7 protein-coding genes are annotated in these 13,442 nt (G+C 51.0%); 4 read left to right on the forward strand and 3 right to left on the reverse strand.

From position 1 onward, the window contains the following. Nucleotides 1–21: 21 nt before the first annotated feature. From AXI59_RS00405 to AXI59_RS00420, 4 genes are read left to right on the forward strand one after another with little or no spacing between them, the layout of a single operon-like run. A complete protein-coding gene (locus AXI59_RS00405; RefSeq protein ID WP_061527079.1) occupies nucleotides 22–1,644 on the forward strand; it encodes a (2,3-dihydroxybenzoyl)adenylate synthase in 1,623 nt (540 codons plus the stop codon). 20 nt (nucleotides 1,645–1,664) lie between these two features. Further along, the gene (locus AXI59_RS00410; protein ID WP_061527080.1) at nucleotides 1,665–2,600 is read left to right on the forward strand and encodes an isochorismatase; all 936 of its coding nucleotides are present in this window, start codon (nucleotides 1,665–1,667) and stop codon (nucleotides 2,598–2,600) included. A 13-nt stretch (nucleotides 2,601–2,613) separates the two neighbouring features. Further along, the gene (locus AXI59_RS00415; RefSeq protein WP_061527081.1) at nucleotides 2,614–9,744 is read left to right on the forward strand and encodes an amino acid adenylation domain-containing protein; all 7,131 of its coding nucleotides are present in this window, start codon (nucleotides 2,614–2,616) and stop codon (nucleotides 9,742–9,744) included. An 18-nt stretch (nucleotides 9,745–9,762) separates the two neighbouring features. Continuing rightward, complete coding sequence (locus tag AXI59_RS00420; protein ID WP_061522279.1) at nucleotides 9,763–9,978, forward strand: MbtH family protein; 216 nt, start codon at nucleotides 9,763–9,765, stop codon at nucleotides 9,976–9,978. 46 nt (nucleotides 9,979–10,024) lie between these two features. Here the strand turns inward: AXI59_RS00420 and AXI59_RS00425 are convergent, their stop codons facing one another. The 3 genes from AXI59_RS00425 to AXI59_RS00435 form a co-directional block, all read right to left on the reverse strand. Next, on the reverse strand, nucleotides 10,025–10,702 hold the full coding sequence (locus AXI59_RS00425) for a YukJ family protein (protein ID WP_061527082.1): 678 nt from the start codon (nucleotides 10,700–10,702) through the stop codon (nucleotides 10,025–10,027). Nucleotides 10,703–10,819: 117 nt separating this feature from the next. Then, on the reverse strand, nucleotides 10,820–11,950 hold the full coding sequence (ald, locus tag AXI59_RS00430; protein ID WP_061527083.1) for an alanine dehydrogenase: 1,131 nt from the start codon (nucleotides 11,948–11,950) through the stop codon (nucleotides 10,820–10,822). Nucleotides 11,951–12,053: 103 nt separating this feature from the next. Further along, on the reverse strand, nucleotides 12,054–13,283 hold the full coding sequence (locus AXI59_RS00435; protein WP_061527084.1) for a PucR family transcriptional regulator: 1,230 nt from the start codon (nucleotides 13,281–13,283) through the stop codon (nucleotides 12,054–12,056). Nucleotides 13,284–13,442 lie beyond the last annotated feature (159 nt).

The following is a 13,442-nucleotide window of genomic DNA, read 5'->3' on the forward strand; positions in this document are numbered from 1 at the left end:
TGGAGAAAGGGGAAATGGATCGTGCTGACTGGATTTACGCCGTGGCCGAAAGAGTTAGAGGATCAATACCGCAAAAACGGCTGCTGGAAGGGTGAAACCTTCGGAGGAGTGCTGAAAGAGCGGGCCGCTTTATATGGAAATTGTACTGCCGTTACATGCGGAGACGCACATTGGAGCTACAAAGAATTAGATGAAAGAGCAGATCGTTTAGCGGCCGGCCTGTACAAGCTCGGAATTCGAAAAGAAGACCGGGTCGTGATACAGCTTCCGAATATAGCTGAGTTTTTTGAAGTGATTTTCGCGCTGTTCCGCTTGGGGGCGCTGCCTGTTTTTGCGCTGCCTTCCCATAGAAGCAGTGAGATTACGTATTTTTGTGAGTTTGCAGAGGCGAAAGCCTACATCATTCCTGATACGCATTCAGGATTTGATTACAGAGGCCTTGCAAGGCAGGTAAAAGACAAGCTTCCGTCTTTGGAACATGTGATTGTGGCGGGAGAGGCTGAAGAATTCCAGCAGCTGAGCCGCCTGCATACGGAGCCTCTTCGGCTGGAGGAAGTAAGCCCGGCGGAGGTTGCCTTTTTGCAGCTGTCCGGAGGCAGCACAGGGCTGTCCAAACTGATTCCCCGAACCCATGATGATTACATATACAGTTTGCGCCTCAGTGCGGAAATTTGCGGACTCGATGATCAAAGTGTCTATTTGGCTGCCCTGCCGACTGCACATAATTATCCGCTCAGCTCACCGGGTGTTCTGGGAACTTTATATGCGGGGGGACGGGTTGTCTTATCACCGACGCCGAGTCCTGATGATTGCTTCCCTTTGATTGAACAAGAAAATGTGACCATTACCGCGCTCGTTCCGCCGCTTGCGATGGTGTGGATGGAAGCTGCGGGTTCACGCCGAAATGATTTATCCAGTCTCCAAGTGCTGCAAGTGGGAGGCGCGAAATTCAGCGCCGAGGCGGCCCGCAGGGTGAAGACCGCGTTCGGGTGCACGCTCCAGCAGGTTTTCGGTATGGCGGAAGGCCTGGTGAATTATACGAGACTGGATGATCCTGAGGACATCATCGTCAACACTCAAGGTAAACCGATGTCACCATTTGACGAGGTGCGGGTGATAGATGATGACGGACGGGATGTAGAACCCGGCGAAACCGGCCATTTGCTTACGCGCGGTCCTTACACGATCCGCGGTTATTATAAAGCGCCTGAGCATAATGAAAGGTCATTTACCGCTGACGGTTTTTATCAAACAGGCGATATCGTCAGACTGACGCCGTCCGGCTATATCGTCGTCGAGGGGCGTGCGAAAGATCAAATCAATCGGGGCGGTGAAAAAATCGCCGCTGAGGAGGTAGAAAACCATCTTCTTGCCCATCCTGCCGTTCATGATGCAGCCATGGTGTCAATGCCAGATGATTTTCTCGGCGAGCGGTCCTGTGTGTTCGTCATACCAAAAGGAGAAACGCCAAAACCGGGAGAGCTGAAAGCGTTTTTGCGAAAACGGGGACTTGCTGCGTATAAAATTCCCGACCGGATTGAATTTATCAGCTCATTCCCGCAAACGGGCGTCGGGAAGGTCAGTAAAAAGGACCTTCGGGAAACGATCGCCCAAAAACTGAAGCCTGCCCAAATCGAACTATAATCATAAAAGGAAGTGTTTACATGGCTATTCCGGCTATTCCTGCATATGCGCTGCCAACAGCGTCAGATATGCCGAAAAATAAAGTATCATGGAATCTTAATCCTAAACGCGCGGTGCTTTTAATTCATGACATGCAAAATTATTTCGTCGATGCCTTTATGAAGGGAGAGTCCCCGATCACGGATGCGGCGGCCAATATCAGCAAATTAAAAGAGCAGTGCAAGGCGCTCGGTATTCCGGTCGTATATACCGCTCAGCCGGGGAGCCAAGATCCGGCCGATCGTGCCCTTCTGACAGACTTTTGGGGTCCGGGGCTTAAAAGCGGCCCTTACGAGGAAAAAGTCATCAAGGAGCTTGCCCCCGACGATCAGGATATTGTCCTGACAAAATGGAGATACAGCGCGTTTAAACGAACCAATCTTCTGAACATCATGCGTGAAAGCGGGAGAGACCAGCTGATCATTACGGGAATTTATGCGCACATCGGCTGCCTCGTGACGGCCTGTGAGGCGTTTATGGAAGATATCCAAAGCTTTTTTATCGGGGATGCGGTTGCTGATTTTTCTGCAGAGAAGCACAAGATGGCTTTAACATACGCGGCAGAACGCTGTGCGTTCACTGCTTTGACAAGTGAGGTGCTGGAGTGTCTGAACGGAGTGTCTCACTCCGGTGAGGAACCGGGGGTTGAGACAGGTTCCGCGGTTCTGACGAAAGGCAGGGTGCTGGAGCAAATTGCGGCGCTCCTTCAAGAATCGCCGTCTGATATTGATGAGCATGAAGATTTACTGGACAGAGGGCTTGATTCGGTCAGAATCATGAGTCTTGTCGAACAATGGCGCCGTGCGGGAGCTGAAGTCACTTTTGTCGAACTGGCGGAAAACCCGACGCTTGAAGAGTGGTGGAGACTGCTTTCTTCCCGATCTCAAAAAGTCTTGCCGAACGCAGATTATTTATAAGGGAGAGAATAGAATGCATGATACACAACAGCTGCCTCTGACAGGCGCCCAGGCCGGTATCTGGTTTGCACAGCAGCTTGATCCTGATAATCCGATTTACAATACAGGCGAGTATATTGAGATTAACGGCATAATTGATGTTCAACTGTTTGAAACGGCGCTTGAGCGCGTTTTAACGGAGACTGCATCGTTACACGCCCGATTCGGAGAGGATATGGACGGGCCGTGGCAAATCATCAATCCGTCTCCAGAGATTACACTTGATGTGATCGACGTCAGTGCGGAAGCTGATCCGAAACAGGCGGCTCTCCGCCTGATGCAGGCCGATCTGGCTGAACCTGTTGATATTACTAGCGGCCCGCTGTTTCGTGAAGTTTTATTTAAGGCGGGGCCGGAACGCTTTTTCTGGTATCAGCGCATTCACCATATTGCGATAGACGGCTACGGTTTTTCACTGCTGGCCCGGCGTACGGCACAAATGTACACCGAAATCACAAGGGGACGTCCGGATGATGGGCGCTCCTTTGGTTCTTTGCCGCAATTGATTCAAGAAGATCACGATTATCGCGCCTCGGAGAGGTTTCGGGAGGATCGTGCCTTTTGGCTGGAGCGGTTTGCGGACGGGCCTGATGTCGTCAGTTTGGCGGAAAGGGCGCCGAGAACGTCGAATAGCTTTCATCGCTGCACGGCTTATATGTCTGAACCGGCTTTAACCGCCTTGAAGTCATTCCCCAATTGGCATGAAGTCGTCACGGCGGCGGCAGCGGTCTATATTCACCGTTTGACAAATGCAAGGGATGTGGTGCTCGGATTGCCGATGATGGGCCGTATCGGATCGATTTCACTGAATATTCCGATCATGGCGATGAACCTTCTTCCGTTACGCCTTTCTCTCCGCCCGGATATGAGCTTTCACGAGGCGGTCAGCCAAGTGTCAAAAGAAATCCGCAGCATCCGGCGCCATCAAAAATACCGTCATGAAGACCTGCGCCGCGACCTTAAATTGATAGGTGAAAACCGCAGGCTGTTCGGCCCGCTCATCAATGTGATGCCGTTTGATTACGGACTTGATTTTGCGGGGGCGAAGGGCACTGTTCATAATTTGTCAGCAGGGCCGGTTGATGATCTGTCGATTAACGTCTACGACAGATCAGACGGCACCGGTTTGCGGGTGGACTTTGACGCGAATCCGGAAGTATACAGCGCGCAGGATGCAAAAGATCATCAAAACCGCTTCCTGCTTCTGTTGGAAACCGCCGTACACAATCAAACGGAAAAAATCGGGAGGATCAATCTTCTGCTTGAGAACGAGCGCAGCAGCGTGCTGAAACATTGGAATGACACAGCAAAGACACAAAGGCAAAAATGTTTGTCAGACCTGTTTCACGATCAGGCTGCCAAAACACCGGACCGCCCGGCGATCATCAGTGAAAACGAAGAACTGAGTTACGCCGAACTGAACAGGCGGGCGAATCAGCTTGCGCATTTGTTAAAGGAAAAGGGGCTTGGGCCAGAGCAATTTGCAGCATTGCTGCTTCCCCGGTCAGCGGACTTGGTGATCAGCATGCTCGCCGTTTTGAAAACGGGAGCCGCTTACCTGCCGCTTGATCCTGATTTTCCATCTGACCGGATCACATACATGCTCAAGGATGCACAGCCTGTCTGTCTGATTACCTCTTCGGATTTGTCAGACCGTTTGCCGGGAGAAAGCAATGCGGAAAAGATCATACTGGATGATCCGGTGACAGTAAAAGCAGCCGCCAAGCATACCGCGGACAGCCCCATTCAAACGGACGGCATTTCACCTCTTCACCCCGCATATATCATTTATACTTCGGGGTCAACAGGCAGACCGAAAGGCGTTGTTGTCACTTTAAAAAGCGTCAGCAATTTCCTATTATCCATGCAGGAAATGTTCCCGATCGGAGCGCAAGACCGCCTGCTAGCCGTCACTACTGCGGCGTTTGATATTTCAGGGCTTGAGCTGTTCCTTCCGCTCATCAGCGGAGCGGGCTGCGTCATTGCCCGCAAAGAGACTATCCGGGAACCGCAGGCGCTTTCGAAAATGATCCAATCGTTTGGTATTACGATCATGCAGGCGACGCCGACATTATGGCACTCGCTTGTCACGAATGAACCGGAAGCGCTCCGAACGCTTAAGGTGCTTGTCGGGGGAGAAGCGCTTCCGAGCTCACTTATGCAGGCGCTGCTCGCATTAGGCTGTTCGGTTACTAATTTATACGGGCCTACTGAAACAACAATCTGGTCATCCGCTCAGCCGCTTAAAAAGGGACAAGCCGGAGTGCCTCCGATCGGAAAACCGATTTGGAATACGCAGGTATATGTATTGGATGCTGCACTGCAGCCCGTCCCGCCGGGAATTGCGGGCGAACTTTATATCGCGGGCGCCGGGCTTGCCAGAGGCTATTATAATCGGCCTGATTTAACGGCGGAGCGCTTTGTTGCTGATCCGTTCGGCCCGGCGGGTGCAAGGATGTACCGTACCGGAGATCTCGTGCGCTGGCGCGAGGATGGCTCGCTCGATTATATCAGCAGGGCGGACCATCAAATCAAAATCCGCGGGTTCCGAATTGAATTAGGCGAGATTGAAACGGTGCTGTCGGCGTATCCCGGTATGATGCAGGCCGCTGCGGTTGTTCGTGAGGATCAGCCGGGAGACAAGCGTTTGGCGGCTTATGGCGTGGCAAAACACAATCTTGATATCGCTGAGCTGCGTGCGTATATGGGCGAAAGCCTGCCGGATTACATGGTTCCGAGCGCCTTTGTCCAGCTTGAAGAACTGCCGTTAACACCGAACAAAAAGCTGGATCGCAGCGCTTTGCCTGCGCCGGATTTTGCCGCTGTCCTTTCGGAAAGAGGGCCGCGCACACCGCAGGAGGAAATATTGTGCGAACTGTTTGCAGAGGTACTCGGTTTGGCACGGGTCGGCATTGATGACGGATTCTTTGAATTAGGCGGACATTCGCTGCTGGCGGGACGCCTGATGAGCCGGATTCGTGAGACGATGGGAGCGGAGCTTGGCATCGGCCGGCTGTTTGATACGCCGACCGTTGCCGGCCTTGCCGCACAGCTTGATACCGCAAGAAGCGCACGGCCTGCATTAAAGCCGCTTGACCGGCCGGAGCATATCCCGCTGTCATTTGCGCAGCTGCGCCTGTGGTTTCTCTATTGCCTTGAAGGTCCGAGCCCGACTTACAACATCCCGGTTGTCGTCCGTATGTCAGGTAAGCTGGATCAATCAGCGCTGGAAAACGCTCTTTACGATGTCGTCAGCCGCCATGAAAGCCTCCGCACCATTTTTCCGGAGAATAAGGGTTCATCAAGCCAGCTTATTTTACCTGCTGATGACGCGCGGCCGGTATTTACCGTGACAAACACAAACGACAGCGAGCTTCATGATCTGATTGCGGCGGCGGCCCGCTACCGGTTTGATCTCGCAAAAGAGCCGGCCATCCGCGCCGAGCTGTTTGACCTTGGCGAGGACGAGTATGCGCTGTTGGTGCTGCTGCATCATATTGCAGGTGACGGCTGGTCCTTAAATCCTCTCATGCGTGATTTGTCTGCGGCCTATACCGCGCGCCGTTCGGGCAGAAAACCCGAATGGGCGCCGCTGGGCGTTCAGTACGCAGATTATGCGCTCTGGCAGCAGCAGCTTTTAGGCAGTGAGAATGATTCTGAGAGCTTAATCGCGCGCCAGCTTGATTTCTGGAAGAAGACGCTTGAAAACGTACCGGATCAGCTGGAGCTGCCGGCCGATTTTCCACGGCCTGCCGAATCAAGCTACAGGGGAGGCGCCATTCCGCTCAAAATAGATCAGGATCTTCATGCCCGCCTCTTGACACTTGCCAGAGACCGGCGGGTGAGCCTGTTTATGGTGCTGCAATCAGGGCTTTCAGCATTGCTGACCCGGCTTGGTGCAGGAACGGATATTCCGATCGGCAGCCCGATAGCCGGCCGGAGTGACGATGCATTAGGTGAGCTTGTGGGCATGTTCATCAATACACTGGTGCTCAGAAGCGATACATCGGGTGATCCTAGTTTTTCTGAACTCCTTGAGAGAGTCAGAGAAGTCAATCTGGCGGCCTATGAAAATCAGGACGTTCCGTTTGAGCGTCTCGTTGAGGTGTTGAATCCGGTTCGTTCCCGGTCGAGACATCCGCTCTTCCAAGTAATGCTCGCTTTCCAAAATACGCCTGATCCAGTGCTCAGCCTTCCCGAAATCGAAACAAGCCTTCAAATCAACAGCGTCGGTGCGTCCAAATTTGATTTGACGGTGGAATTGGCCGAACAGCGCCATGCCGACGGCACACCTGCGGGTATTGAGGGGCTTCTTGAATTCAGCACTGATTTATTTAAAAAAGAAACGGCGGAAGCACTTGCGGGCCGTCTGCTTCAACTGCTTGCCGAAGCCGCGGCTGATCCGAACAGGCCGATCGGGAGCTTATCTATTCTTTCTGATGAAGAGCGCCGTAACCTATTGCCTGACTGGCGAAAAAAACATCACATTCAGCCTCAGAAGAGTCTGCCTGAATGGTTTGAAATGCAAGCCGCCCGAAAGCCTGATGAAACGGCGGCAGTATTTGAAGAAAGGGAGCTCACGTACGGAGAGCTGAATCAAAAAGCCAATCAGCTTGCACATATGCTGATTGCCCGGGGCGTCAGGCCGGAGCAATTTGTCGCACTGGCGCTCCCGCGTTCCCTGGACATGATTGTCGGACTGTTAGCCGTCCTGAAAGCAGGAGCCGCATATTTGCCGCTTGATCCGGATTACCCGGCTGACCGTATCGCTTTTATGCTGCATGATGCCAAACCTGTATACATGCTCACCAATCGAGAGGCTGCGTTAAAGGTATCTGCCGGATGCGATGTGCCGTCATTTATACTTGATGACCCGCACAGTGCAGAGGAGCTCAAACAATATGCAGGTACGAACCCTGAGGATGCCGACCGTATGTGTCCGCTGTCGCCGCTTCATCCGGCTTACGTCATTTATACGTCAGGCTCAACGGGCGTGCCAAAAGGCGTCATCATTCCGCACCATAATGTGGTCCGGCTGTTTGAATCGACGCAGCACTGGTACCATTTTGATTCCGAAGATGTGTGGACGATGTTTCATTCCTACGCGTTTGATTTCTCTGTCTGGGAAATTTGGGGGCCTTTGCTTCACGGGGGACGGCTCGTCATCGTGCCGCATGACATCAGCCGATCGCCTGAAGCATTTTTACGCCTTCTAGCAAAAGAGCGGGTTACAGTGCTTAACCAAACTCCGTCTGCGTTTTACCAGCTGATGCAGGCGGAAAAAGAAAATAAAGAGCTCGGACAAAAGCTTGCGCTCAGATATATCATCTTCGGCGGCGAGGCGCTTGAACTGAGCAGGCTGGAGGACTGGTATACCCGCCATCCTGACAGTAAGCCGAAGCTTATTAATATGTACGGCATTACAGAAACCACGGTGCACGTCAGTTATCTCGAATTAGACAAAAACATTGCCGAACTCAGGGCAAACAGCCTCATTGGCTGCGGCATTCCTGATCTGAGCGTATATGTGCTTGATGACAGATTGCAGCCAGTGCCTCCCGGAATAACCGGTGAGATGTACGTTTCCGGACAGGGTGTGGCACGCGGTTATTTAGGGCGGCAAAGCCTGACTGCGGAACGCTTTGTTGCTGATCCGTACGGGCCGCCGGGAACCAGAATGTACCGGACGGGAGATTTAGCCCGTCTGCGGACGGACGGCTCGCTCGATTATATGGGCCGGGCTGACCATCAGATTAAAATCCGCGGATTTAGGATTGAACTGGGAGAAATTGAAGCCGTTCTCGTCAGACATCCGGATGTGGAGGACGCTGCTGTAGTCGTTCGTGAAGACCAGCCGGGAGATAAACGGCTTGCCGCTTATCTTGTCTGTTCTGATAACAGCGCTTTTGATACAGGGGACATGCGCCGCTTTGCCGGAGAAAGCCTGCCGGATTACATGGTTCCTTCAGCCTTTGTGAAAATGGATGAACTGCCGCTGACGCCGAATGGGAAACTCGCCCGGAAAGTGCTGCCCGCCCCTGACTTTCAAGTGGCGGTCACCGGACGGGGGCCGAGAACACCGCAAGAGGAAATGCTGTGTGAGCTGTTTGCCGAAGTGCTTCATTTGCCGCGGGTCGGCATAGATGACCGGTTCTTTGATTTAGGCGGACATTCATTGCTTGCAGTTCATTTAATGAGCCGCATTCGGGAAGCGATGGGAGCCGAGCTCAGCATCGGGACATTATTTGAAGCTCCTACAGTGGCGAGCCTTGCCGAACGGCTTGAATCGGGAACAGAAACAAGCGCGCTGGATGTTCTTCTGCCGCTCAGAACGGCTGGGGAAGAAACGCCGCTGTTTTGTGTCCACCCGGCCGGCGGCCTCAGCTGGTGTTATGCCGGACTGATGTCATCATTACAAGCGGAGTATCCGATTTACGGATTACAGGCGAGAGGCATCGGGAAAAAAGAACAGCTTCCGCAAAGCTTAGATGACATGGCAGCGGACTATATTCATCAGATTCGCACCGTACAGCCGAAAGGCCCGTACCGCCTGCTCGGCTGGTCTCTCGGAGGAAATGTGATTCAGGCTATGGCGACGCAATTACAGAGCCAGGGCGAAGAGGTTTCTCTTTTGGTCATGCTTGACGCGTATCCGAATCATTTTCTGCCGATTAAAAATGCGCCGGATGACGAAGAAGCTGTTATTGCGCTGCTTGCTTTAGGGGGATATGACCCGGACAGCCTCGGAGATCAGCCGCTTGATTTTGACAGCGCGCTGGAGATTCTCCGACGTGAAGGAAGCGCGTTAGCCAGCCTGGATGAATCTGTCATGATGAATCTGAAGGACACATACGTCAATTCTGTCGGTCTTTTAGGAAAATATATGCCTCAGCCGTTTCATGGAGACGTTCTGTTCTTCAGGTCCACGGTCATCCCTGAATGGTTTGACCCGATTGAACCGGACACATGGAAACCGTATATTACGGGAGAAATTGAGCGGTATGATTTAGACTGCCGCCATAAAGATTTATGCCAGCCGGGCCCGCTCGCAGACATCGGCGCGATCCTGGCAAAAAAATTAAACGGCCGGCGTACAGTCCGGTAACGGAAGGAGAGAGCTGACATGACAAATCCCTTTGAACAAGAGGACGGAATATACCATGTGCTGGTCAATGCCGAAGGCCAATACTCACTTTGGCCGGCCTATCTTGACGTGCCGGACGGATGGGAAGCTTGCGTGAAGGACGAGAAACGCAAGGTGTGTCTGGAGTATATCGAGACAAATTGGCGTGATATGAGGCCTGAAAGCCTGAAACAGACTGAACCTGCCAAGATGTAATGAAAGAAGCCTGCCGATTCATTCGGCAGGCTTTTTATACGAAAAATCAGCTGTTAAGCTGTGTGTGATCACAATCCTTAAAGGGATGCCCTTCCTCATTTGTGCACCAGGACTGAGACAAGAAAGCTAAAAAGACTGCGGCCCACTGGTCTGAAAATTGGATCAAAATGCCGCCGTCGTGCCAGATGCCGTTATCTTTTTTCCAGCGTGTATTTATCGCGTTCCCTTGGTTCATATGAATATTATGCATGCCGTTTGTCGGTTTGAACCCGAATACCTTATCAGCCGCCGGCTCAGGCCCGAATTTAGAGCCGTAAATATAGACGGTTGCTTTTTCTGCCTTGGCCTTTTGCATATAGGTTTCAATAAAATCATTTAAATCATTATCCGGTCCCGTGACTTCATGCGGGAGCGGCTCCATTTTCTGCGGATCAAACAGTCCGCCGCGCACATAATCCAGCGCCAGTTCACGATTGGTCTCATCAATCGCGGTAAATCCATACGGCATGTTCGGAAGCAGGGTAATGGCGCTTGCGTCAAAGTGATCGCGTGCCGCATACAGAACCTCTGATTCCTTTGAGCTCGACATGACATTGATCGCGCAGCGATAGCGCGTATCAGGCTCGCCAAGCATCTCGACTTGAAAATGCGGAGAATCATCATCTGTTTCCCTTCTCATATCTAAGACAGTGCCTTTTAATACACCATAGTGCTGAACAGCCATATGAATCCTCCTTTTTCTTTCGGGATATGAATTGATATTCGAGGCGGCGGGGCTGTTTTCCTTTTGATGAAAAAAGAAAAAGGACGGCCGGTCAATCGGCCATCCTTTTCATTTCTATTAAGCTCCTGTCACTGAACTTTGCAGCGCTTTCTCAGCAGGCACGTAATCGTAGCCTAAGTCTTTGGCAACCGCTTCATACGTCACATGTCCGTTTGCCGTATTTAAGCCCGCTTTGAGCGCAGGGCTGTCTGCAATTGCAGCGGCTGCGCCTTTATCGGCGATTTCAAGCGCGTAAGGGACGGTTACATTTGTTAACGCAAGCGTCGATGTGCGAGGTACGGCGCCCGGCATATTGGCCACGGCGTAGTGAACGACACCGTGTTTTTCGTATGTTGGGTTATCGTGAGTTGTAATATGATCAACGGTTTCAACGATGCCGCCCTGATCGATGGCAACATCAACAATGACTGATCCCGGTTTCATTTGTTTTACCATTTCTTCCGTAACGAGAGTCGGTGCTTTGGCGCCCGGGATGAGCACGGCGCAAATCAGAAGATCCGCTTCCGCCACGGAGTCTGCGATATTGACAGGATTTGAGATCAGTGTTTTAATCTGATGCCCGAAAATATCATCAAGCTGGCGAAGGCGGTCGGCGTTTACGTCGATCATTGTCACATCGGCACCGAGTCCGACAGCCATTTTCGCGGCGTTTGTTCCGACGCCTCCCCCTCCGATAATGGTGACTTTTCCGCGGGATACGCCCGGTACGCCCGCTAATAAAATTCCCTTTCCGCCTTTTGGTTTTTCAAGGAACTGGGCGCCGATTTGAGCGGCCATTCTGCCGGCCACCTCAGACATTGGCGTAAGCAGCGGCAATGAACGCCCGTCAGTTACCGTTTCGTATGCAATGGCTGTCACGCCTTTTTCTGTAAGCGCTTTAGCTAATTCCGGCTCTGCGGCTAAATGAAGGTATGTGAATAAGACCAGGCCTTGACGGAAATACGCGTATTCCTCAGCCAGCGGCTCTTTTACCTTCATGACCATTTCGGCATCCCATACTTGCTTTCTGTCTTCAAGAATCTCCGCGCCTGCGGAAACGTAATCTTCATTTGTAAAGCCGCTTCCAAGGCCCGCTCCGGATTCCACAAGAACCCGATGGCCGTGTCCGACAAGCTGTGAAACGCCTCCAGGTGTTAATGCAACTCGGTTTTCATTGTTTTTGATTTCCTTTGGAACCCCGATAATCATGTCTGTTTCCCCCAATGTTTGTGTGATGCTTTAAGTGTAGCTTGATTTTTGTGAAAATTCTTTGTTTGAAACAGAAAATAAAAAAACACGGATTTGTGAAATTTCACAAATCCATGCTTCGAAGTTTGATATCAAGGTAAATCGTAAACTTTTCATTGATGTTTTTTAAATCAATTTCCGCGATTTGGCTGATCCGTTTCAGCCTGTAATTTAACGTATTAACATGAATGTTGAGCGCTTTAGCGGCGGCGTTGACATTACTGTCCGCATCAATAAAACGTTCAAGCGTCTTCACCATATCTGCCTGATGCTCTCTGTCGTATTGTTCAAGTTTCGATAATGAATAGTTCATATAACCGCTGTGCTTCCGCTTTTCATCCAATACATCCAAGTATTGATATATACCGAGCTCCGAAAAGCTGAAAAGGTGTTTGGTTTCTCTCACAAACCGTTCTTTCGCTTTTAAAACAGAAAGAGCTTCCTGATAGGAACGGTATACATATGAAATAGATTCGTATATTCCGCCGAACGCAATAGACACATCCTCAATTTTATAGCGCTCTTTCAGCTGTTTTTGAATATGAAGGGCGAAATGCTTCAGGTTTTTAAAAGGCTGATCGGTTTTCGGCGCGGTTAACAAGATTAATTCATTCGAATCCGCCGTCGCCAAAAGGACGTGAATTTGCTGGGTTGTTTCCTGTAAATATTGCAGCTGCTGCTCGGTTTTTTCGGTCAGCTCCTCATTCAGACGGATAATCATCACACTGAACGCGGGCGGCAGCGCCATTCCGAGCTTATGAAACCCTTCGGCCATCTCGGTTTCTTGATAAATATGCCCGGTCAGCATCTTCCAAAAAAACTCCTGGCCGCGCTCTTCAATTTTCGTTTTACGGATTTGCAGATGCAAAAGCTTATTCCGCACTGCTTTGGCAGCGAGCTGGAGCGTCTGCAAATCATCTTCATTCAGTTTTTTTTTGACCTCCAGCGCCCAAATAAATCCGAGAACCTGACTGTTTTTCCAGATGGAAATGGCAACGCGGTTGCTTAGTCCGACCTCGTCAATTTCTTTCACTTTGATCGGCTGATCGGTTTTTAAAAGGGCGGGGATCGTCCCGTCTTTCCACAATTTATTGATGACTTTTTCAGGCACCCTCCGCCCGATAATCGTCGACGTGCGGGCCGGGTCTGTACAATCGCTGTGCGTGCTGTAAGCGAGCAGCTTATGATTGACATCTTCTATTGTAATCGGGCATTGGAGAACTTCACTGATATGATCGGCTACATCCTCAAGCCTGTCGAAACTGTATTTAAATGGGTCTGTCGGATTGGTCATAGATATCCCTACTTTTTTATAGCATCATACCTTGATCTTACCATCTTACTTTTCAGACTGGAAGGCTGTCAGATTTGACACATTTGAACAAAAATGAAATAGGACAATCTAATCATTTTCCTGTTTTAGGAATAATAAGATAATCATACTATTTTAATT

It is taken from the genome of Bacillus nakamurai (assembly GCF_001584325.1).
GTDB lineage: Bacteria > Bacillota > Bacilli > Bacillales > Bacillaceae > Bacillus > Bacillus nakamurai.

Excerpts from the sequence above, each read along its gene's own strand:
- AXI59_RS00425 (WP_061527082.1), bottom strand. The coding sequence starts at position 10,702 with ATGGCTGTTCAGCACTATGGTGTATTAAAAGGCACTGTCTTAGATATG.
- ald (WP_061527083.1), bottom strand. The coding sequence starts at position 11,950 with ATGATTATCGGGGTTCCAAAGGAAATCAAAAACAATGAAAACCGAGTT.
- AXI59_RS00415 (WP_061527081.1), top strand. The coding sequence starts at position 2,614 with ATGCATGATACACAACAGCTGCCTCTGACAGGCGCCCAGGCCGGTATC.
- AXI59_RS00420 (WP_061522279.1), top strand. The coding sequence starts at position 9,763 with ATGACAAATCCCTTTGAACAAGAGGACGGAATATACCATGTGCTGGTC.
- AXI59_RS00410 (WP_061527080.1), top strand. The coding sequence starts at position 1,665 with ATGGCTATTCCGGCTATTCCTGCATATGCGCTGCCAACAGCGTCAGAT.
- AXI59_RS00435 (WP_061527084.1), bottom strand. The coding sequence starts at position 13,283 with ATGACCAATCCGACAGACCCATTTAAATACAGTTTCGACAGGCTTGAG.